This window comes from Paenibacillus sp. Z3-2 (assembly GCF_054161325.1).
Genome location: NZ_CP096397.1, coordinates 6,387,588 through 6,408,184, shown reverse-complemented (window position 1 = coordinate 6,408,184; position 20,597 = coordinate 6,387,588). Strand labels below are relative to the sequence as shown.

Sequence of the window (20,597 nt, the reverse complement as noted above, 5' to 3'; positions counted from 1 at the left end):
GAGTCGCTCAAAAGGGCGGCTCTTTTATTAAAGTTATTTAGTCCAAAAATCCATTTTTTCTAAGAGCCATTGCAGTGCTGATTTTTGCTCCGTTATAATGTGAGCTTCCGTTTGCATACCTGATTTGATCTGCTCCTTTTGACCAAGGGCATCTTTTAGTTGTATTGATTCGAGCGTAGCTTCCACCACGTAATAAGTAGATCCATCTTGAGGGTTTACTAAAGCATCGCTACTAATGGACGTTATTTTACCGAGTACAGAACCGTACTCTTCCCGGGGGAAGGCGGCAAAATGAAAGCGTACAGGATCTCCTTCATGTATACGCCCAATATCTTGGTGACTCATAGCAATTTGAATGGAATAGATCGTATTATTTACGGGAACGACATCCATGACTTGTAACCCTTCCTGGATAAGCTGTCCTTCACCTACTTCATTTATGGTATTAATAACGCCTGAGATAGGTGCTGTTGCCGTATAATTATCCAGATTAGAACGAATCGTATTAATTTGGCTATGGAGTTCCTTTGTCTGTGTTCTTAACTCATCAATGCTTCCTTGCAACTGAACGTATAAGTCAGATTCTTGTTTTTTTAGCGTTTGTTTTTGCACCAGTGCATCTTCTAGTTCTGTCTGAATCGCATATCGCAATTCACTTTGATTAGTCTCCATCTGTAGCTTTATCGTTTTCAGTTTTTCTTTGGCCGCAGTAGCGGTCATTTCGTCACCGTCAAAGATAGCTCGTTTATAATCTTCCTGAATTTGCGTTTCATTCAATGAATTCTGAGATACCTTTAGGCTATAGTTCTCATATCGTTCATATTCAACGGAACCAGTGGGTAGATAATTTCTCCCATAGTTAAGACTTTTGAGTAGGAGACGTTTACTTGCAATGCTTTTATCTGTCTCAACCTGATCAGCAGTCACCTTAGAAATATCCAATTCTAGCTTGTTCTGTACTGGATTATCATGACTTAATATAGCACCTGCTGTTTTTTTGTTGGACTTTATATTCTCATTACCTGACGAAAGTGCTGTAGAGAGTTGTTCAAGTCCAACCAATCTCTGTTCTGCTTCTTTGTAATCATTTTGCAAACGAGTTTTGTCACTTTTAAGAGTCCCTGTCTGAATAGAAAATAGCTTATCACCGGCCTGAACTCGTTGTCCCTGTTGTACATATATTTTTGAAACACTTCCTGTAGCCTTGTTAACAATTTTGGATATCTTCTCATTAGGTTTGACTACTCCGGGAGCTTTAACAACGACATCAATCTGAGCTTTCCAGCTCCAGATAAACGCAATGACTAATATTAACGTAAGTAATATAAGAAACCAGCTAATAAATGCAGGTGATTTCTTTTCCAGCATTTCTCTGCTGTCCTTCAACTCTTCAGGATTCAGAAGTTTAAGACTCATACCATCGCCCCCGTGTGTTCCAGCTTAGGCAGAGTAGTACTATCTTCTTGTGTAGTTTCCGTATCTACTCCAGGTAACTGATCTTTCCAGAGCTCATAATATCTCCCTCGCTGTTGAAGCAGTTGATCATGTGTTCCGGACTCTACTACAGTACCTTTGTCCATGACAAAGATACGATCACAACGCATAACCGTACTCAATCGATGAGCAATAATGATCATCGTCATATCATCTAGGCTATGTATCGTATCCGATACGGCTTTTTCTGTTGTAGTATCCAGATTACTAGTTGCCTCATCCAGAATCAGAATGTCAGGCTTGGTAAGTAACGCACGCGCCAAAGCCAGTCGCTGACGCTGTCCTCCTGACAAATTGGATGCATTCTCCTCCAGATTTGTCTGATAACGCATAGGCAATTGATTAATAAAATCATGAGCACTTGCTTGCTTAGTTGCCTCAATGATTTCATCCATTTCAATCTCCGATGTAGCTCCCATAGCAAGGTTATCCCTAATCGTACCGCTGAAGAAAAACGTTTGTTGTGGGATGTAACTTATTTTCTGTCGAAGCGAATCGATAGATATGTCTTTTATATTATTTTCAGAAATCAATAGTTCTCCCTTTTCCGCCTCGTAGAAACGAAGTAACAGTTTGACCAAGGTTGTCTTACCAGAACCGCTCTCACCTACCAATGCAACCTTTTCTCCTCTTTCAACATGTAGATCTACACCATTCAGAATGGATTGTCTCGTTCCATATCGGAAATGCACATCTTTGAAGTCAATAGATCCCTTTAATGATGTTGGTTTAATATTGCGTTCATCGGATTCCTTTTTCTCAGGTTCAAGATCCATAATTTCAGTTAGCCGATCTGCAGCGACAACAGCCGTTTGTAGTGAAGACTGTAGGTTGATCAGGTTTAAAATAGGATTTATAAAGTATGCAAGCAAAGCATTGAACGTAATCAGTTGCCCCATGGTTAAATTTCCTTTTAATACCTCGTTAGCGCCAATCCAAAGGATAACAATCCCGCCGACGCCTTGAAGAGTTCCTTTTAAAGTAGCCTGAAGATTGTTGGAGTAACCGAACTTGAAAAGAGTACGTAGTAATTTAATGAATTTCTTTTCAGTTTCCAGATTGGCTTCTCTTTCAGCCTGATAAGCTTTAAGGGTCTCAATGCCATTGACCGATTCCACAATATATGAAGTAAGCTCTGCGTTCTGTTCCATCTGCTCACGATTTTGTCTCTCAAATGTGCGATGGAATCCCCAGACAATTAGTGCGTATAGTGGTATCATAATTGCCGTTATACCAAAGAGGAAGGAGTTCTGAGTATATAAGATGATCCCGCCTGCAATAACCATCAGAGAATCAATCATAATAGTTAGAGCGGCACTGGATATTGCATCTCTAACCTTGGAAGCGTCCAGAAGTCGTGAGATGATTTCACCTGTTTTACGGGTCTCGAAAAAAGAGAGAGGCAATCTCAGGACATGGTAGTAATATCCAAGTATTAATGAAATATCGAGCTTTTGGCTTAAATACAATAATAAGTGACTTCTAAAAGCATTTAATAATGTCTGCAATAGGGTCAGAATAATAACACCAATTGAAATCCATTGTAAGGTCTGTTCTAACCTATAAGGGACGATCGAATCAAGTAAAAACTTAAAGTAAAATGCGCCCAGTATTCCCAAAGCCGTATATAGCAATGACGCAAAAAAAATCCCCAGCAACATGCGTTTCTGTGGGAGCAGTAGGGTGAAGAAACGTGATAAAGCACCTTGTGTCTCATCTTTTTTCTGGAATTGTGCGGTCGGAACCATAAAAATAAGAACACCTGTCCAAATTTTGAAAAATTCTTCAGGGCTATACTTTACAATTCCTTTTGCTGGGTCAGCTAGTATTACTTTTTTCTTTGTAATTTTATGTATGACTACATAATGAAGAAGCTTTTGGTCGATAACTACATGGGCAATACAAGGGAGTGGGAAGTCACTGAAGAACGCTTCAGGGTTTCCTTTGACTCCTTTTGCGGAGAAGCCCATTTCTTCTGCTGCTTTTATGATACCTAGTGCATTGGTTCCTTGTTTGTCAGTGCCAGCGATTTCTCGGATTCGGGCTAAAGGAATCTTTAGTCCGTAATGTTTTGAGATTGTAGCTAGGCAAGCTGCACCACAATCCTTTAAGTCGTACTGTTTCTGGGAAGCGTATCTTTTAAGTAGTGACATGCTGCGGAACCTCCGAAAATAGCTAAAAAGCCTAGCCTTAATCTATAAAACTTAGTTTCATTATGAATTATAAGTTATATATTAATTCCAATAAGTTACACTAATCGGGGTCAGAATCCTATATCCAATATTAGATATATGCAATATATATATTACAGATTTATGATTTGTATATAAGACAAGTGAAAGAATGCGGAGACTTAGATTTTCCGATGCTCACATTTTTTATTGAAAGGATCGATGGTGCGTGTTTAGTGAAATTCAGTCAAGCCAAGACATTAAATACGAGCATTTAGCTTGTTTTAGAAGTGAACTTCTCGAAGGAAATATTAACTCTCAATTAGAGAGATTTCTCAAAATGTTAGAGACCAATGGATATCAGGCTCGTGGGCCATTAATTAGCGTGACCTTCAATCAAAGAGTTGTTGATAAGGAGATATTCCTAGACATAGAGTATTTAGTGCCAATAGATCGAGCGTTTGCTGAGCAAACATCGATTTATAAATATAAGCCACTCTTTCATCTTACAAATGCTTTAAAATTTACGGTAAGTCAGCCGGATATTGAGAGTATTAAAAAAGCCTGTGCTGATTTATCCAACTATATTGAGGATACAGGTTTACAGCAAATCACTTACTTCTACAATGTGACTTACCTCCATGGAAAAGATAAAAATGAGTTGGATATTTATGTTGGAATTAATCCTTCATCCTTGTGATTGTAATTTTCTGTGTGTTTAAATTAACCTAGGAAATTAAAATACATAGAAATTATAATAAATAAATAAAGTATAGGAGAAATTTAAATGGAAATGGTTCTTTCTTCAAATTTTAGCGAGTTGACTTTCGGAGAGACTCTGTCCATCGAAGGTGGAGTCAATTGGGGGCAGGCATTGGAAGGCGCCGCAATTTTAGGTGGCACCCTGCTTGCTGTAGCTTCGGCACCAGTGTCAGTGCCAGCATTAGTTATTGGTTTTGCAGGTGCTAGTGGTGCCGCTTGGGCAGGATACAAAGTAGGCTCATCGTTCTAAAGACAGTAGCTAGGATCTCATTAACAATGAGTTCCTAGCTATATTTTCATTTTGTTTATGAACTGTTTGACAAATTGGGATTGTTTATAAGGAGATGGCTTGTTTATGAACAAAAAGTTTATTAAATATATGATTTTGGTTGACTTTCTGATAGGCCTCGTTGTTGTATTGTTGAATTTTGAAACGAGTCCAACATCTATTTATAATTTTATAATTTTTTTATTGCTTGTATATTTTTACAATAAGAATGGTAATCAAATGTACGTACCTTACTTTATATTTCAGTTCTTTGTATTTAGTCTTATATTATTGAATCGCTTATTCCCTCAATTTCTAAATTCAGATGATCCCTTTACTAATAATTCCATGATTATTATCAGTATAGTAGCTGTTGTGTTTATGTTATCTGTATCGTTTGGCATATGGAAGAAGAAAAAAGGATGATGGTGTTACTGTACGTGGTATTATCCCCTTATGGTAGATAGTGAAAAAAGAGTGCATGTTACAATGAACTCAAACACTGGAGACCGTAGGGGCTTTTATTATGTTAGTGAAATGTACGTGTGATGGATCCGTATAGCAACGAAATTATAGCCTGGGAACTTTGCCTAGCGAAATGAATTACAACTCTTGACGGATACGTTGAAGAAGCTGAAGTGTGGGCTAACATCCTTGCTCCATTCGCAACGTGGGAACTGCTATGGCAACACTCCCGATTGAATTCTGGGGAAAATGTTGCAGCTTATTAAAAATTCTCTTTCTTTATAGTCTACTTGACGGGCTATGACCTGTTGTTTCTTACGGAACAATTGCCCGTCAAATGGAGAATGATACAACAGTATCATTGTTTAAGGTCGGTTTTCACTAACATGAATTTAATAATTAGGATATTCAACAGGCATGACTTCATATAATTTGAATGCACTAGTTTTACTATTGTGAGTTCACAAGAACAAAACACTATGGAGGAAAAAATGAAAAAAAGAAGTAACTACGGAGTTCTTATATTGTTAATTCCTCTTATTAATCTTATATATGTTTATCTAAAAGAAAAAGAGTTGGCTGTTTTTTCTTTGATTGCATTCTTGTTTATAATTTCATTTATTCTTGTAGAGTTTATAAAGCTCAGAAAATCCAGAAAATAATCAGTAGATCGTAAGTCAGGATCTTTGTGAACCAAGTTTATTGTTTAGCTAGGAACAAGTGCTCCTTATTAATACAAGAGAATTGTAAAGTGTTCTCCCGTAATAGGGAGTTGCTGTTTCCCAAAGAAGGGATAAAAAAGAAACCTGCTTAACTGATATCCAGAAGCAGGTTTTTGAATTATGATTTTCATTCAATCAAAATATATTCCGAAATTTTCTGTTTAAAAAAAAGCCTTTTCCAATAACTACTTAAGCTTGATAGAACTTTTGTATAAAGCCTCCACGATCATTAACACTACATTTCGTATAGATTTTCTTCACAAAATTTCTAACTGTCCCCTCAGTAATCCCCAATTTCTCGCTTATATATAGTGCTCCTTTATTCTGCAGCCACAACGTAGCAACTTCACATTCTCTATTGGTAAAACTGTATGTAGTAAATAATGCTTGTATTCGATTCTGATCATTCAAATCCTTTTCTAATTCGAATTCAATATAAGAGACAATGGAGTAAACTAGAGCAAATATACTATCGTAAACAAATGGCATTGAACGAGAGAAGTTCAGAAAGGCTATAGTTTTCCCATGAACTTTAATTGGGCAGCAGAGACATAGCCATTCTTTGAAGGGAACCAGTTGATGTTCGTCACCTTTAAGGAATATATTCTCTCCAGTTTCTAAAGCAATAGAAATTGCATTAACCCCTCCTGATTCCATTGCCATTGAACTTCCTAACTTAACCACTAATGGTCTAAGTCCATTATGGAGAGATTCTTCTCCGATAATATCCAGTATAACTCCTTCTGAATCCGCCAGAAAAAACAGATGTGAATAAAAAAGTTGTCCCTCTAACATATCTACTATAAATTTAAAAAGGTCTACTATTTTTCTGTTTAAGTGTAGTCTCTCTTTCAATTCACTATGAGAGCTTTGCATTTTAAGTTCTGTAGCTAGATTGGCTTTATAGTCTGCTTGCCAATCTAGCCATTGTTTTCGAGAGAAAGAAGATTTTGAGCTCCAATTCTTTGGAATTACCGGTTGGGGATTTTTAATTAAATTCATATTACTCATCCTTAATCATTAGTTAATAAACTACAACTGTATGGTAAAATTTTCTTTAAGTCAAATTACCTACTAATCAGTAATTTTTTAGGTGCAAAGATTCGCTGGCTAGGGACAAGTTAAACTCCATAATAATTACATAAAAGTTCCACGTGAAACGTAGTAGGATTACATAAGTCTGGGTAAAGTTGTAAATGGGTGTTCGTACAAACTATACTCAAATAAGTACACATTAACTTATTAATCGTTAGTCTAACCTATTCATGGAGAGGAAGTAGAGGCGGCATATGAGAGAACTTCAAGTTGCAACGAAGTACGGTACAGTTCAAGGCGAGCTTTTGCATGGTGCAAGCGTATGGAAGGGCATTCCCTATGCGAAACCCCCAGTAGGTGAATTACGTTTCCAAGCTCCGGCACAACCCGAGTCATGGGATGGAATCAGACAGGCCACTCAATTTGGACCTGAGAATATACAACCTCGAAATCATCAACCAGAGGGCCTGACAGAACTTCCGAATGAGTCAGAAGATAGTCTATATCTGAACATCTGGGCGCCTAAGGAAAAAAGCGCGGAACCACTGCCGGTCATGGTATGGATTCACGGCGGCTCCTTCGTATCAGGTTCAGGTAGCCAGCCTATATATGATGGTACGCAGTTAGCGGTTCGGGGTGAGGTCATCGTTGTGACAATCAACTACCGACTAGGACCTTTGGGTTTCCTTCACATGGCCCCATTGGGTGATTCATTTGTATCCAATGCAGGCCTGCTGGATCAGGTTGCGGCGTTACAATGGGTGAAGGACAATATCTCTGCTTTTGGTGGTAACCCGGACCAGGTTACGGTGTTCGGTGAATCAGCAGGCAGCATGAGTATTGCGGCGCTGATGGCGATGCCAGCGGCCAAAGGACTCTTCCATCGTGCCATTATGGAGAGCGGTGCTTCACAATTCATGCCGGCAGAGCAAGCTTCAGCTATGCGGGAAGGGGTGCTGAAGATTCTTGGCGTGGACCGGGATAATCTGCAGAAGCTACGTACAATCCCTGTAGAGCAGATTATTGCAGCTGGTGAAACGGTCAAACAGCAGAGCGGAGTAGGCATAGGATTATTATTCCAACCTGTATTGGATGGGGAGATACTTCCACAGATCCCACTGCAGGCGGTGAGCGAAGGATCAGCACAGGACATCCCGGTGCTGATTGGTACGACGTTGCACGAGGGTGCACTGTTCATCCAGCCGCATGTACCGTATTCAAAAGAAATCGATATGGTTCAGGGCGTAGACTTTATGACGCCAGATCTACAGAACCGGGTATCTATCGCGGACAGTTATCCGAAAACGGCTGATGGACAAGCTCAAGTCATGACCGATATGTTCTTCTGGCGGTCATCGCTGCAATATGCTGCGGCACAGCAGAAGTATGCCCCGGTGTGGATGTATCGATTTGATTGGGTCATGCCGGAACATCCCCTGTTGAAAAGAGCAATTCACAGCATCGAAATGTTCTTTGTGTTCAATACACTGCATGTCCTTAAATTCATGAATGCGGAGCCCGACGAAGCTGCGTCGGCACTTGCTCTAAAGGTACAGGATGCATGGATTTCCTTTGCCAAAAATGGAAAACCTGAGGTTGCAGGTGTGAACTGGCCTGAATATGAGCAGGATCGTGCGACACTGATCTTCAACCATGAGATTGAAGTTGTGCATGATCCTGAAGCATCCAAGCGAGAGCTATTGGGTCTGTAGTTCAAAAAGAAGGCGACTCCATTATGTATAAGTGGAAGTCGCCTTTTTCTGATGCTAGTTTACGGAAGCTTAGCGCTTAGCAGACATGTTAACTATTTACGAGAGGCCCGCGTGCGGGATACCTCATCGAAGTAGAAGGAACGTTTTCCACGGGAGAACAGCACAATGAAGACATGAATGAAGAGCACGGCATAGACCAACATATAGACACCGAATGTTCCAAGGGAAAGCAATATTTGATAAGGCTGGAGCATAACATCCTGATTACTGGTGAAGGCATAATCATTGACCCAGCGGATGATTGTAACCACGAACCAAGGCGTGTAAAGTGCGAGCAGTCTTTTAAATAACGATTCGATGGTCGGTGAGCCGCTCTGGCGATTCACATATCGGAAGCGCAGAATAGCTGAGCCTGGTGTTGTTCCGCTCCGTACCCATGGAATGAAGAACAGTACGATGACCATCGCGATGGATGTATTCAGTGCTTCTTGAATGACATCGGACGGGGTGAAGATGGACAACACATTGGTAATCAGCACGACTACCGCACCGTCGATAAGCAATGCAAGCAGTTGTGGTACGGGATACACGCGATTTTGCTCCACGATCTGCTCACTTTTCGCCTGGATACTTGCTTGGGATGGAAACAAAGCGAGTAGAATGGGAGCTGTGACAAATCCAAGCACTGTTCCTGAAGTGTTCAATAACAGATCATCTACATCAAACAAGCGATAGGGACAGTTGTAATATCCGTAGAATCCAGTAATTTGAGTGATCTCGAAGAATAAGGAAAGCCCAAATCCACCCAGTAGAGCATATTTCCAGAACGATCTCTTTTGAAAAAAATAACGGATATATACACCCAGCGGCATGAGAAGCAGGACGTTAAATAGAACTTGCAGAAAGGCTCTGCCCTGAATCATGCTGAGATAGCTGGAAGGCTGAGACCATACAACGGGTGTTTCCTTCATGATGTCTTTGACAAAAGTGAATGGAATCAGATTGTAATAGATCGTGTCAGCAGCTTGCTGTGAACAGGTATCTCGCGTAGTTGGAAACGGAAGAATGACGAGGCAATAGGCAGCCAGAATATAAAAGATAAAGGAAAAGCTGACGCCAAACCGCGACCAGCTAAAGAAGCCGTCTTTACGATAACCATAGATCAACCACGGCACCAGCAAAAACATGGCCGCGACGACAAATATAGCAAATGCCGCTTGCACCGGAAAAACATATGAAGACATGAGTAGGCACTCCTTTGATATCAAAAAATATAGTAAATTTCATCTAAATTCATGTATTTGTAGTGTGTATCTAATAGTTACATCATAAGTAGTTACCCTTAAAGTCAGGGAGGCATAAACCTTAAATTTGGTTTAAATCCATTCATGCAGTGAGCAAGCGTATGGAACATACCGCCGAATTCCCGTATACTTGCGGGAAAGCCAATCGTAGAATGGAGAGTTTAATACATATGTCTAATTTGCCTAACTGCCCGAAATGTAATTCTGAGTACACGTACGAGGATGGTAACCTGCTGGTTTGCCCGGAGTGTGCGTATGAATGGTCTATGGAAGCAGACAATGAGAACGCAGAGGATACGAAGGTAATCCGTGATGCAAACGGAAATGTGCTAAGTGATGGTGATACCGTTACGGTCATTAAAGATCTGAAGGTAAAAGGTAGCTCACTTGTGGTCAAACAGGGTACGAAAGTGAAGAATATCCGCCTGATTGATGGGGATCATGATATTGATTGCAAGATTGACAGTTTGGGTGCGATGAAGCTGAAATCCGAATTTGTGAAAAAGATATAAGATAAGATTGAGAAACGTTCAGTTCCGTATCCAAGGGAATTGAACGTTTTTTGTTTGACAGGAAATATTTAGTAGATATATACTGGTTGGAATTTAATTTTTTAACATGCTTGGGTGGTCTACATATAAGAAAAGGCAGGTGCCAAAGCGATGAAGAGAGATCATATTATTGAATATTATTCCGGGTTTGATGAGTGGGGGAGACTGGAGCGGGAACCGATTGAATTCATCATTAACATGCATTACATCAGAGCGTATCTTCCTGCCAACGGTCATATTTTGGATAATGGCGCTGGGCCGGGGAAATATGCCATGGAGCTGGCAAAGATGGGGTACCAAGTCACTTTATCCGATCTGACACCATCCTCCGTGGATACTGCACGGCAAAAGGCTCAGGAGTTCGGTTTAATGCAGCAATTCAATGGATTCCATGTTCTCGATGCGACTTCGCTCTCCGGTATTGCCGATGAGACGTATGATGCGTCCCTCATGCTGGGGCCTTTGTATCACCTGCAGACAGATGAGGAGCGTGTGGCTGCTGTGCAGGAGTTGTATCGTGTGACCAAGCCGGGGGGCATGGTGTATATAGCGATGCAGAGCCGGATGCGCATGAGTATCAATTCGTTACAATCTCCACAGCATTGGAAGCCAAATGACCATATGGGTGCAATCCGTTCTTTTGTGGAAAAGGGTATATTCGATCATCAGGATCAAGGACGATTTACGGGAGCATACTATTTCAATATTCAGGACGTTACGCCCTTCATGGAACAGCACAACTTCGAAACTGTCGATTTGATTGGTTCATCGAGCCTTAGAGCGATGCTCACGGACGATCAACAGCAATACTGGCAAGAACGTGCCGAGTATGATGAACTCATGCAATATATGATTGAGGCGGCCAAAGATCCTTCCATATTGGGAATCTCGTCGCACCTGCTGTACATTGGGAGAAAGAAATAATCATAAAAGAGCCCTCTGGAAACAGAGGGTACTTGTGTTTTTCATTAAAATAGTTCAATATTAAGATACATAACAAAAGGTGATCTACTTACAATAGGTTAGATGGACAACGGATCGCTTCATACCAGGGAGGAACAGACAATGGAAATCGGAATTAGTACATTTGTGGAGACGAATCCGGATGTAAAAACGGGAGAGCTTATCAGTCATGCGCAGCGCATTCGCGATGTCGTTGAAGAGATTGTTTTGGCAGATCAGGTGGGTCTGGATGTATACGGCGTGGGGGAACATCATCGTGCTGACTACGCCGCTTCATCACCAGCTGTCATTCTGGCGGCCGCAGCTTCACAGACCAAGAATATTCGCCTTACGAGCGCTGTAACGGTGCTGTCATCGCAGGATCCGGTACGGGTATTTCAAGATTTTGCGACACTGGACGGCATTTCGAATGGGCGTGCAGAGATTATGGCAGGGCGGGGATCATTTATCGAATCGTTTCCACTATTTGGCTATGACCTGAACGATTATGATGAACTATTCGACGAGAAACTGGATTTGCTGCTCAAACTGCGTGATTCCGAAAAAGTAACCTGGGAAGGCAAACATCGCCCTTCCTTTAACAATCTGGGCATCTATCCACGCCCGGTACAGGAAAAACTTCCGGTATGGATTGGTAGTGGCGGTAATCAGGAGTCCGTTGTTCGTGCAGGATTGCTCGGTTTGCCACTGGTACTTGCCATTATCGGTGGCCGTCCGGTACAATTCGCACCATTGGTGGAACTGTACAAGAAAGCAGCTGCACATGCGGGACATGATGCTTCCAAGCTGACCGTTGCTTCTCACTCTCACGGCTTCATTGCCGATACAACAGACGAAGCCGTGGAGAAATTCTTCCCGCCAGCTCAAGCGGTTATGAACATACTCGGCCGTGAACGTGGCTGGGGACACTATAGCCGTGCGACATTTGATGCGGCGCGCAGCCTTGAAGGTGCTTTGTACGTGGGTGATGTGGAGACGGTAGCTCAGAAAATTATTTACCTGCGCAAAGAAGTCGGTATTACCCGCTTCATGTTACACACCCCCCTCGGCACCATGCCGCACAACGAGGTGATGAGAGCAATTGAGCTGCTTGGTAAAGAGGTCGCTCCAATCGTACGCAAGGAAATTGCACGTTGGGAAGCCGAGAACCAAGAGAAACTTTAATCGGCTGTGAGTCGATATGGTTATAGAGTAAACAAAGAAAAGGAGCATGTCCTAGGCGCATTATGCCAATGGATCTGCTCCTTTTCCGTTTAACTTCTAAAAGCTTTTAAAGTGTACAGATTTCATGCTTATTCATTTGCAGATGTACTCAAAAGGGAGTGTATGACCATCGATACCGTATGATCATAGAGGGTTCTGGCAGCTTCTTCGCTCTCAATATGGCCTCCCAGGTACAGATGAATAACACCGTGTAAGGGTGCCCAGATCATTCGTACCGCAAGCAGGGGATCTTGTACCTGAATCATTCCCTGTTCAATGGCTATCTCCACCAGGGCAGATACTTGCTTCAATGCAGTCGCTGTTCCCTGCAATGTCTCTCCATCCGGTTTGAATTCGGAAAAAGAACCTCCAAACATCAGCTGATAGAAGCTGGATTGTGAAATGCCGAAGTCCCAGTAGACGTAGGCCAGATCACGGAAATATTGTTCGAACGACGCTTGTCGGGGTATAGCTTCAAAATACTGGGCCATGAGGGAACATCCCTCTAAATATAGATGTTTGGCTAACCCTTCTTTTTTGCCGAACAGGTTATATATGATCTTGGTGGAGCACTCCATGCGTTCAGCTACACGGCGTACCGTGACGGCCTCTGGTCCATGCTCTTGCAGTAAAGCAGCAGCAGCATGCACAATATTTTGCCGCAGATTATCCGAGTGCTGGAGTCTGGCTTGCTGAAAGGTCGTTACGGTATGTGCAGATTCCGTGGAACCTGAATTATGATCCTTCATTGATTTCATCCTCGTAACCGTATTGTTGTTCAACAGAAACTACGTTTCCGTTTCTTAAGGTCATTCTACTGTTTTACGCGGGCTAACGTCAATTTAAACCGAATTTAGAAAAGAAGCACCATGTTCTAAATTCAAATTTAACAATTATGATTTGACAGGATCGTGGATTGTGGTTACGATGGTTTTATACAGAAACAACGTTTCTTGGTGAAAACGTGAATTCCGATTATAATTAGAGGATGGATGAAAAATGAAAAAGGATCAACATCAATGGGTACTTATTACAGGTGCTTCTTCAGGTATCGGGGAGATTTTTGCACTCGAAATGGCTTCCAAGGGTAAAAATATCGTGCTTGTGGCCAGAACGGAGTCCAAACTGAATCAATTGGCAGAACGAATAGAGCGTACATATCAAGTGAGGGCTGAGGTAATCGTATCGGATCTCTCCGAGGCAGAGGCACCACGGAACGTATATGAGGAGTGCCAGAATCGGGGCATACAGATCGATATATTGATTAACAATGCTGGCTTTGCTACTCATGGGTTATTTGAACAAGTGGATGGTTCCAGGCAGCAGGATGAGATTATGTTGAACGTGTTGGCCGTGACCAATATGACACATCTTTTCCTGCCAGGCATGTTGCAGAAGAAGCATGGTGCTGTCATTAATGTGTCTTCGACTGCCGCCTTTCAACCTGATCCGTATATGGCTGTGTATGGAGCAACGAAGGCATATGTACTTTCTTTTACAGAGGCGTTATATGAAGAAAACAGGAAGCGTGGCGTTCAGTTCTTGGCTCTATGTCCGGGTTCAACCGAGACTTCGTTCTTTGATGTAGTGGGCGCTGAAGAAGCCTCCGTGGGCAAACGTGATACACCTGAGCATGTCGTGGCCGTGGCCATGAGGGCGCTGGAGTCAGGCAAACCTTATGCTGTGCCTGGGGCCCAAAACTATTGGACAGCGCAGCTCTCCCGCCTCATGCCACGCAAGTCCATGTTGCGAATCGTAGGAAGTATGCTAAGGCCACGTTCCAAGGGTGGTAAAGCAGAGAAAGTGCAAGCCTGAATAACTTATATGGGATGAGGGCTTTAGGCCAAAATGCCTTTGGCCCGAGCTTCCTTCATCCAGTCTGGAAATTCAGTAAGTAGACGATCATACAATTTTTCATCACTGATCTTGGAGATGTCGTCCAGTGCAAAAAAGTCAGCATTATCGATGAAACGTCCAGTCATGTCATCGAGATTCTCCAAAATACCGTAATTGGCTTGTCCCAGGCCAACGAATTGCCAGAACAGATTTTTGGTTGAACTTTCGGTTATAAGCCGCATGATTTTCCCTTTTTGACTGACCCCACCATCGCTAAAAAAGATAATATACGTTGGGATCTTCACATTGGGTTCTTCGATCGTGTATTTGCGAATGACATCTTGCATCACAGGAGGTTCATTGTTGGTGCCGCCTTTGCTTCCCAGCGTGTATGTGCGTTCAATATAATTCTCGAAGTCCCTGGCGGTGACGCTAGGGGCACGCAAGAAGTCTTTGGCAAAGAACCAGACGTCCAACTCTCCGTTATCATCAAATGCTGATGCAATCGCCAGTATACGCTCGAAGGCTTCTTGCACGATGCCTTTGCGATACAGATGGTACATGGAGCCTGATGCATCGAATACGACGGCAACACGTGCCTGTATAGGTTCAATATTTTTCTTTTGCAGAGACAGGGTTACTTTACGCTTGAGGAGATCGATCTTGGTTAGGTTCAACGGTGCATGATTTGTGGTCGGTGCAGCAACAGGTGCCGGGGCTTCAGGAGAGGTCGCTGCAACTTCAGCACGTGCCGTGAGAATGACCTGTTCAGCTTCCGAGGTGTCGTTACTCTCAATCTCAACACCAAATGACTCTGCCAGCGGCTGCAACCCACCAAAGAAACCTCGTCCAATTGCACGAACTTTGAATCCGTCACGATACTTATAGACTTCAATGAAAATAAGTGCTGTTTCCGCAGTGACCTGCGTGATCTCATAGGTAATCTGCTGGGAGCCAGCTTGTACAACTGCCTGACATGTCTGAACATCGGCGAATGTCCCTCCCGCATCCAGAGTAGCCGTAAACACACATTTTTCTACAGGAGCCTGCCGTAATTGATTCGTATCCAGTACAAAAGAGGATTGCAGTTCCTCTGCCTGTTGCAGAAGTACACTGTGGTGCGGATTAGCCTTCTGATTATAAAATACAAAATAGTCGTCAGATGGGACTTTCCCCTCTTCGTTCACCATAAAGCAGCTAACATCCAAGGGAGAAGGGGTTGATGTACACTGAATGGTTACCTGAATTTGCTCGCATTCATTGATGCTGATATTTTGTCCTGAGTTTAATTGAATGAACGAATCGGTCATGACCGGATGCCTCTCTTCTCCAATATAATGGTTGAAAATGAACAGTAACAAGATAGATTCTGAGACAAATGTTTCCATAAGTCAATCATTTACCCGATGCTCCTCCTTCGAATATTTGCGTCCTCCTTTGTGATTCGTATATCGTCTGCCTCTGTATAGCCCATCTGGAGAAATTTGCGAGCCATATCCATACCAACGAAATCTCCCTTTTTCTTATACTCCAAAAATAGCTCATAGATCTTCTCCGATGACTCTGTCGCAATCTCGGGTGTTTTGAACCGCCAGTGTGGCAAAATCTCGCCTTTGTAAGGCTCTACCATGAGAACACCCTGCTCTCCCCGGCCTACGGTGTACAGCTCGGGATGTTTGCGCAGATCTAGCTCTTCATAAATTGAGGCTGAAATCAAATTTTTTCATCCGTTTGGTTCCTCCTTGAGATGATATGTGTTGCCGTCAACAATTGGTAATCTGTACTATCGTTTACCCGGTCTTATTGAAGATGGAAATAAGTGATTAAGCGTTGTTGACATATAATATGTCTCCTGTATAATGACATATTATATGTCAAGTTGATAAAATAAATTTTTGAAGGAAGTGTTGTACATGAATCAAGTTTCATTGCCCTCGATGACGGTATTGCAGTACTTGGCTCATATTCACCAGTTATCGTACACTCAGGTGTGCAAGGAGGTAGGACTCACTCCACAGCAATTTAATGACTGGGTCAAGAAACGACGGCCAATTCCCAAGGATAGATTGCAACAACTGGCTGATTATTTTCATGTGGAACATGAGGTACTGATTGATGGACAACATTATTTGCGTGATCTCACACCTGAAAATACAGTGAATATACAAATCCTTTTTATTGAACAGAAGTTGGAGAGGGAAGGGGAAGAAGAGAAGCAAGAAGCCTACAGGCTGAAGCTTGTACAGTTAATGCATGAAAAACACAAGCAGGTTTTGATTGCAAGGTTTGCAGCGATCATTGAACTGGGAGATGAGGAAACGCTCAAACAATCTGAAGAGTGGCTTAGTAAAGCTGAGTTCATGGCAAGTGCATCTGCACAATTCTCTCATCAGGAGGGGGAATAATGAGCACAGCATTCGCAGCGAAATTTCAAGAGAACTTTTGGGTCTGCAAAAATCAGGATGTGATCTATGATGGAGCATATCTGTTCACAAATCAGCGTGGTCTGCACAAAACTGCCTTGATCATGCCTCCATCTCTTCCCGCATCATGGACTTCTATCTATGGGAGTCTAACCGTTTCTCAGGTAGGGAAGGAGAATCCCAATGGAGGAATGAATGAAGCAGGGCTTGTGATTGAACAGACCACGTTATGGTCGACCCAGTATCCAGCTGAGGGTGGCCTTCCAGTTGTAAGCGAGCTTCAGTGGATGCAATATCTTTTGGATACATGCAGTACTGTAGATGAAGCATTGGAGGCAGCGGGGAAAATCGGAATAAGTCAGAGCACTTCCCAGTTGCACTATCTGATTGCAGATCGTACCGGAAATTATGTAATTGTGGAGTTTCTGCAGGGTCAAATGTGTGTGCATTCCGCGCCTTTGGAGGCGCCAGTAATTACGAATACCACCTATAGTGATGCAATACGTGAACTGGAATCAGGGCAGGGTGTATGGTCACAATGGGATGATTATGAGAAAAATTCAATGGATCGGTTTTCATGTGTTGCTGACATGTACACTCATTCCGGGACATGTCTTGATAATCCAGACGCATTCTTCAAGGTATTAGCCTCTGCCAAACGCGAAGATACGGTATTTTCCTTGATCTATGATCTGCAGCGAATGGAAGTACATGTAACAACGTCAAAGTATGAAAAACCTGTTGTTATTCGTATGATTGACTTCGTCTTTGAACCGTCTTCGATTGCACAGGTGGCAAATTTGCAGTCTCGGTCAGGGGAGCGAGAAGAACTCCTGTTTGAAGATTATTCAGCGAACATAAATAAGGAAGCGGTTCGATCCTTTTTTCGTGATCCTCTACTGACTAGTGTGTTCAATTGGGTTATTCCTGATGAGTTAATTCACTATATGGCACACTACCCCGATTCTTTTACATCAAGCACGGTTAATGGGGAACAACAGAACGAATTACACAGGAGGGATAACGGTATGGGAATGTCCGGCAGATATCTTGTGGTTACGAAGGAGCTCATTGAATCCATCAAGTCAGGCGAGGTTAGTGTGCATGATTGTGCAGTTGATCTGGATATCGATAAAGCATGGCAGATGCTGCAGTTCACCCTGAACGGTAACCTGGTACAGGGGGAACCACCCCTCGGTTATGTGGTACCTCTCGCAGGTGAGCAGTACTTGGGAAACTATTCGGACATGGATCTGTTCTTGCTTAGTCATGAGCAGGTGCTGGAAGCCTACATGGCGTTGGAGCAGCTCACACCGGAAGAATTAAAGCAGCGGTATAGTCTGGACCAGATGATCGCTGAAGGCGTCTACCCTGTCATGGAAGATTGGGATGCGGAAGAGACATTTCAGGAGATCGTTCAGACCGTGGATGATATTCAGGCCTTGTTTCAGGCAACGGCTGCAAGCGGAAACGGGATCGTCTTTTATGTTTTCTAAATGAGCACTGAAATTATGATGGAAAATGGTTGGCCGACGCTGAGACAGGTTTAAACTGCGCATATTCGGGTTATTGATAGACACAAGGCTCAGGCCTTGAGTGACATGACAATCCGGTAGAAGAGAGGGAATGCGATATGACACAGGAACAGAACGAAGAGAACAAAGCGATTCAAGAGGACGAGCCGGATCAATTCGAGACCCTCGTAACTGCGGAAGATGAAGAAACTGATAAGAAACTCGCAGAAGATCAGGAGCAAGACTAATTCCCAGCGTTGCATAATGAAGCAGGACGTATTATCGAAATTTACGAATGCTGAAATATAGATAGACCAGAGGTCGGACATGTTCCGGCCATTTGGTTTATTTTTTGCGTATCCATTTACAATAATTCCCTGTACCTTCATAATGAGAATGAACCATATTTTCTAAGGAGGAGATCATATCACGAATCGAAAGTTAGTCCAATGGATGGCAGTGCCACTCGTATTATTAATGGTTGTTCTTACAGGATGTCAGGCTGTGGGTGGAGTAGATGTTGGCAAAGCCATGGCTAATGGCGCGAGTATCAAGTCCGGTGAATCCAGACAATCCATGAATATAAACATAGAACCGGCTACGGAATTTGCCACAGAGAAAGACCTTGAAATGATTGAACTCATTAATTCCATATCCCTGGATATTGATCAAGCCAAAATGAAAGATGCTAACACCGCATCAGTGAAAGGCACATTCAGCATGGAGGGAACAAAGCTACCTTTCCACCTGTCCATGAATGAGTCCCAATTGGTCATTGATCTGGACGGAGCCCAGAAACCTCTGTACATATCTTTGGATACGTTCCAGGATGCAGAAGCTCTTCCGATGGTAGATACGAAGGCTCTGGAGAAGCAACTCGAGGAACTTTCCCCGAAACTGTTCTCTTTTGTCTTGAAGCATCTGTCCAATCCGAAGAACATTTCCGTGACTCCGGTGCAGGAATCCGTAAATGGCGAAGCGCTTAGTCTCTCCAAGCTGCACATGGAGATTAGTGGTGAAGAGATGCTTGCCATGGTCAAACCATTCCTGACGAGTATTTCGAAGGATGAGCAAGGACTGAAAGATCTGATTGGAGATCTGTATGATGTGTTCTACCCTGTACTTGAAGCCGTTAATGAGGTAGAAGGTGGGGGAGACGACACGCTGAATTCAATCGTTCCTGAATCGAAAGATGAAGCTGTTGCATCACTGTATGCCATGATCAAAGTGGGACTGGACAGTATGCTGGTCAATTATGATCAGGAACTGAACAACCTGTTGAATGAGACCCCTGAATTCAAAACGGTATTTGGTACAGAAACCAAACTGAAATTGGACTTCTATCTGGACAGCAAGCTGGATGTTCGCAAGCAAAACTTTGAACTAAAAGTGGCGCTGCCTGCTTCCGAAGATCTGCCGCTGAAATCCGTAACCGTAAGTGGAGACAGTGAACAGTGGAATATCGGTGGGACAGTTGCAGTCGATGAAGTGGATGTATCGGGCGGCGTTATGGATCTGATGAAGGATAATATTACGCCTGGTCAGATGCTGCGCAATTTCGATTCCAATTCACTGGCATATCAATTGCTGAAAGATGAAGCGGGGATCACGAGTAAAAGTGTAGTGCTCTTCCCGGATGATGAATACGCTGGGGCGATCACCGTTAAGAATACAACATTTGTTCCGCTTCGCTATGTATCCGAAGAATTGGATGCTGAAGTGAAATGGACCAAAGGCTCGAACCAAATCGTTGTCATTGATGACATCACTGGTGATGAGATTGTCCTGACTGTAGGTTCCAAGAAGGCAACGGTTGCTGGTAAAGAAGTGACCTTGGTGGAATCCGCCTATGTAGGCAAGGACGGCAAGACATATGTGCCGCTGCGCTTTGTGGCTGAATCCCTTGGGGCTACTGTAGATAAAGAACAAGAAACAGGCTGGATTTACATTGACCGTCCTTAAGTGAGAGTCATAAGTAAGCCTTAGTATGAGAGGGGATTTCAGAATATGCCAGATTTCTCGTAATGATCGTGAAAAGAACACCGCAAAAATTCCGTTAGACCATGAACGGGATACGTGTGTCCTTTTGACCCATTACGAGGAGCTTCGGCGTTTCTGAAATGAGGAAACGGATCGAGGAGTACCTCTATTGGAGGTGCTCCTCTTTGTTGTGT

The 20,597-nt window shown here is 42.8% G+C and carries 17 protein-coding genes and 1 pseudogene; 11 read left to right on the top strand and 7 right to left on the bottom strand.

What is annotated here, in order from left to right:
- Window positions 1-33: 33 nt before the first annotated feature.
- Window positions 34-1,416 carry an HlyD family efflux transporter periplasmic adaptor subunit gene (locus M1D71_RS28595; protein WP_458124627.1) on the bottom strand — a complete coding sequence of 461 codons (1,383 nt, stop codon included), beginning with the start codon at window positions 1,414-1,416 and terminating at the stop codon, window positions 34-36.
- Entirely contained in the window at window positions 1,413-3,647 is a 2,235-nt protein-coding gene (locus tag M1D71_RS28590) for a peptidase domain-containing ABC transporter (RefSeq protein ID WP_458124626.1), read from the bottom strand. The genes M1D71_RS28595 and M1D71_RS28590 overlap by 4 nt, the downstream gene beginning before the upstream one ends.
- A gap of 247 nt (window positions 3,648-3,894) precedes the next feature.
- On the opposite strand from M1D71_RS28590, the gene M1D71_RS28585 reads away from it, so the two are divergent.
- On the top strand, window positions 3,895-4,365 hold the full coding sequence (locus M1D71_RS28585) for a hypothetical protein (RefSeq protein WP_458124625.1): 471 nt from the start codon (window positions 3,895-3,897) through the stop codon (window positions 4,363-4,365).
- Between the two features lie 87 nt (window positions 4,366-4,452).
- Window positions 4,453-4,677: a hypothetical protein gene (locus M1D71_RS28580; RefSeq protein ID WP_458124624.1), complete on the top strand. Its 225-nt coding sequence runs from the start codon at window positions 4,453-4,455 to the stop codon at window positions 4,675-4,677.
- A gap of 1,394 nt (window positions 4,678-6,071) precedes the next feature.
- Here the strand turns inward: M1D71_RS28580 and M1D71_RS28575 are convergent.
- A complete protein-coding gene (locus M1D71_RS28575; protein WP_458124623.1) occupies window positions 6,072-6,884 on the bottom strand; it encodes a LuxR C-terminal-related transcriptional regulator in 813 nt (270 codons plus the stop codon).
- 287 nt (window positions 6,885-7,171) lie between these two features.
- Here M1D71_RS28575 and M1D71_RS28570 point away from each other — a divergent pair, with 287 nt between their 5' ends.
- Window positions 7,172-8,629 carry a carboxylesterase/lipase family protein gene (locus M1D71_RS28570; protein ID WP_458124622.1) on the top strand — a complete coding sequence of 486 codons (1,458 nt, stop codon included), beginning with the start codon at window positions 7,172-7,174 and terminating at the stop codon, window positions 8,627-8,629.
- Between the two features lie 92 nt (window positions 8,630-8,721).
- Here the strand turns inward: M1D71_RS28570 and M1D71_RS28565 are convergent, their stop codons facing one another.
- Window positions 8,722-9,873, bottom strand: coding sequence for a VanZ family protein (locus M1D71_RS28565; RefSeq protein ID WP_458124621.1), 1,152 nt, complete (start codon window positions 9,871-9,873; stop codon window positions 8,722-8,724).
- A 230-nt stretch (window positions 9,874-10,103) separates the two neighbouring features.
- Between M1D71_RS28565 and M1D71_RS28560 the strand changes: the two genes are divergently transcribed.
- From M1D71_RS28560 to M1D71_RS28550, 3 genes are all read left to right on the top strand, one after another.
- Window positions 10,104-10,445, top strand: a complete 342-nt coding sequence (locus M1D71_RS28560; protein WP_458124620.1) for a zinc ribbon domain-containing protein YjdM — start codon at window positions 10,104-10,106, stop codon at window positions 10,443-10,445.
- Window positions 10,446-10,595: 150 nt separating this feature from the next.
- Entirely contained in the window at window positions 10,596-11,408 is an 813-nt protein-coding gene (locus M1D71_RS28555; RefSeq protein ID WP_458124619.1) for a class I SAM-dependent methyltransferase, read from the top strand.
- 141 nt (window positions 11,409-11,549) lie between these two features.
- Window positions 11,550-12,611, top strand: coding sequence for an LLM class flavin-dependent oxidoreductase (locus M1D71_RS28550; RefSeq protein WP_458124618.1), 1,062 nt, complete (start codon window positions 11,550-11,552; stop codon window positions 12,609-12,611).
- 128 nt (window positions 12,612-12,739) lie between these two features.
- On the opposite strand, the gene M1D71_RS28545 is transcribed toward M1D71_RS28550, so the two are convergent.
- On the bottom strand, window positions 12,740-13,399 hold the full coding sequence (locus M1D71_RS28545) for a TetR/AcrR family transcriptional regulator (protein ID WP_458124617.1): 660 nt from the start codon (window positions 13,397-13,399) through the stop codon (window positions 12,740-12,742).
- A gap of 250 nt (window positions 13,400-13,649) precedes the next feature.
- Between M1D71_RS28545 and M1D71_RS28540 the strand changes: the two genes are divergently transcribed.
- Window positions 13,650-14,465, top strand: coding sequence for an SDR family NAD(P)-dependent oxidoreductase (locus M1D71_RS28540; RefSeq protein WP_458124616.1), 816 nt, complete (start codon window positions 13,650-13,652; stop codon window positions 14,463-14,465).
- Window positions 14,466-14,488: 23 nt separating this feature from the next.
- Here M1D71_RS28540 and M1D71_RS28535 read toward each other — a convergent pair whose 3' ends face one another.
- Together M1D71_RS28535 and M1D71_RS28530 are read right to left on the bottom strand one after the other, a co-directional pair.
- On the bottom strand, window positions 14,489-15,796 hold the full coding sequence (locus M1D71_RS28535) for a VWA domain-containing protein (RefSeq protein ID WP_458124615.1): 1,308 nt from the start codon (window positions 15,794-15,796) through the stop codon (window positions 14,489-14,491).
- A gap of 102 nt (window positions 15,797-15,898) precedes the next feature.
- Window positions 15,899-16,213 (bottom strand): annotated as a pseudogene (locus M1D71_RS28530) (DUF4385 domain-containing protein); the annotation flags it as partial.
- Window positions 16,214-16,399: 186 nt separating this feature from the next.
- On the opposite strand from M1D71_RS28530, the gene M1D71_RS28525 reads away from it, so the two are divergent.
- The 4 genes from M1D71_RS28525 to M1D71_RS28510 all read left to right on the top strand — a co-directional run bounded on the left by M1D71_RS28525 (window position 16,400) and on the right by M1D71_RS28510 (window position 20,385).
- Complete coding sequence (locus M1D71_RS28525; protein WP_458124614.1) at window positions 16,400-16,891, top strand: helix-turn-helix domain-containing protein; 492 nt, start codon at window positions 16,400-16,402, stop codon at window positions 16,889-16,891.
- Window positions 16,891-18,405, top strand: a complete 1,515-nt coding sequence (locus M1D71_RS28520; RefSeq protein WP_458124613.1) for a DUF1877 family protein — start codon at window positions 16,891-16,893, stop codon at window positions 18,403-18,405. Before M1D71_RS28525 ends, M1D71_RS28520 begins: the two co-directional genes overlap by 1 nt.
- Window positions 18,406-18,542: 137 nt before the next feature.
- On the top strand, window positions 18,543-18,671 hold the full coding sequence (locus M1D71_RS28515) for a hypothetical protein (RefSeq protein WP_458124612.1): 129 nt from the start codon (window positions 18,543-18,545) through the stop codon (window positions 18,669-18,671).
- 256 nt (window positions 18,672-18,927) lie between these two features.
- Window positions 18,928-20,385 (top strand): copper amine oxidase N-terminal domain-containing protein, encoded by a 1,458-nt coding sequence (locus M1D71_RS28510; RefSeq protein WP_458124611.1) that lies wholly within the window; start codon window positions 18,928-18,930, stop codon window positions 20,383-20,385.
- Window positions 20,386-20,597: the final 212 nt, after the last annotated feature.

Excerpts from the sequence above, each read along its gene's own strand:
- M1D71_RS28570 (WP_458124622.1), top strand. The coding sequence starts at position 7,172 with ATGAGAGAACTTCAAGTTGCAACGAAGTACGGTACAGTTCAAGGCGAG.
- M1D71_RS28540 (WP_458124616.1), top strand. The coding sequence starts at position 13,650 with ATGAAAAAGGATCAACATCAATGGGTACTTATTACAGGTGCTTCTTCA.
- M1D71_RS28560 (WP_458124620.1), top strand. The coding sequence starts at position 10,104 with ATGTCTAATTTGCCTAACTGCCCGAAATGTAATTCTGAGTACACGTAC.
- M1D71_RS28575 (WP_458124623.1), bottom strand. The coding sequence starts at position 6,884 with ATGAATTTAATTAAAAATCCCCAACCGGTAATTCCAAAGAATTGGAGC.
- M1D71_RS28515 (WP_458124612.1), top strand. The coding sequence starts at position 18,543 with ATGACACAGGAACAGAACGAAGAGAACAAAGCGATTCAAGAGGACGAG.
- M1D71_RS28595 (WP_458124627.1), bottom strand. The coding sequence starts at position 1,416 with ATGAGTCTTAAACTTCTGAATCCTGAAGAGTTGAAGGACAGCAGAGAA.
- M1D71_RS28520 (WP_458124613.1), top strand. The coding sequence starts at position 16,891 with ATGAGCACAGCATTCGCAGCGAAATTTCAAGAGAACTTTTGGGTCTGC.
- M1D71_RS28545 (WP_458124617.1), bottom strand. The coding sequence starts at position 13,399 with ATGAAGGATCATAATTCAGGTTCCACGGAATCTGCACATACCGTAACG.
- M1D71_RS28525 (WP_458124614.1), top strand. The coding sequence starts at position 16,400 with ATGAATCAAGTTTCATTGCCCTCGATGACGGTATTGCAGTACTTGGCT.
- M1D71_RS28580 (WP_458124624.1), top strand. The coding sequence starts at position 4,453 with ATGGAAATGGTTCTTTCTTCAAATTTTAGCGAGTTGACTTTCGGAGAG.
- M1D71_RS28555 (WP_458124619.1), top strand. The coding sequence starts at position 10,596 with ATGAAGAGAGATCATATTATTGAATATTATTCCGGGTTTGATGAGTGG.
- M1D71_RS28590 (WP_458124626.1), bottom strand. The coding sequence starts at position 3,647 with ATGTCACTACTTAAAAGATACGCTTCCCAGAAACAGTACGACTTAAAG.
- M1D71_RS28550 (WP_458124618.1), top strand. The coding sequence starts at position 11,550 with ATGGAAATCGGAATTAGTACATTTGTGGAGACGAATCCGGATGTAAAA.
- M1D71_RS28565 (WP_458124621.1), bottom strand. The coding sequence starts at position 9,873 with ATGTCTTCATATGTTTTTCCGGTGCAAGCGGCATTTGCTATATTTGTC.
- M1D71_RS28535 (WP_458124615.1), bottom strand. The coding sequence starts at position 15,796 with ATGACCGATTCGTTCATTCAATTAAACTCAGGACAAAATATCAGCATC.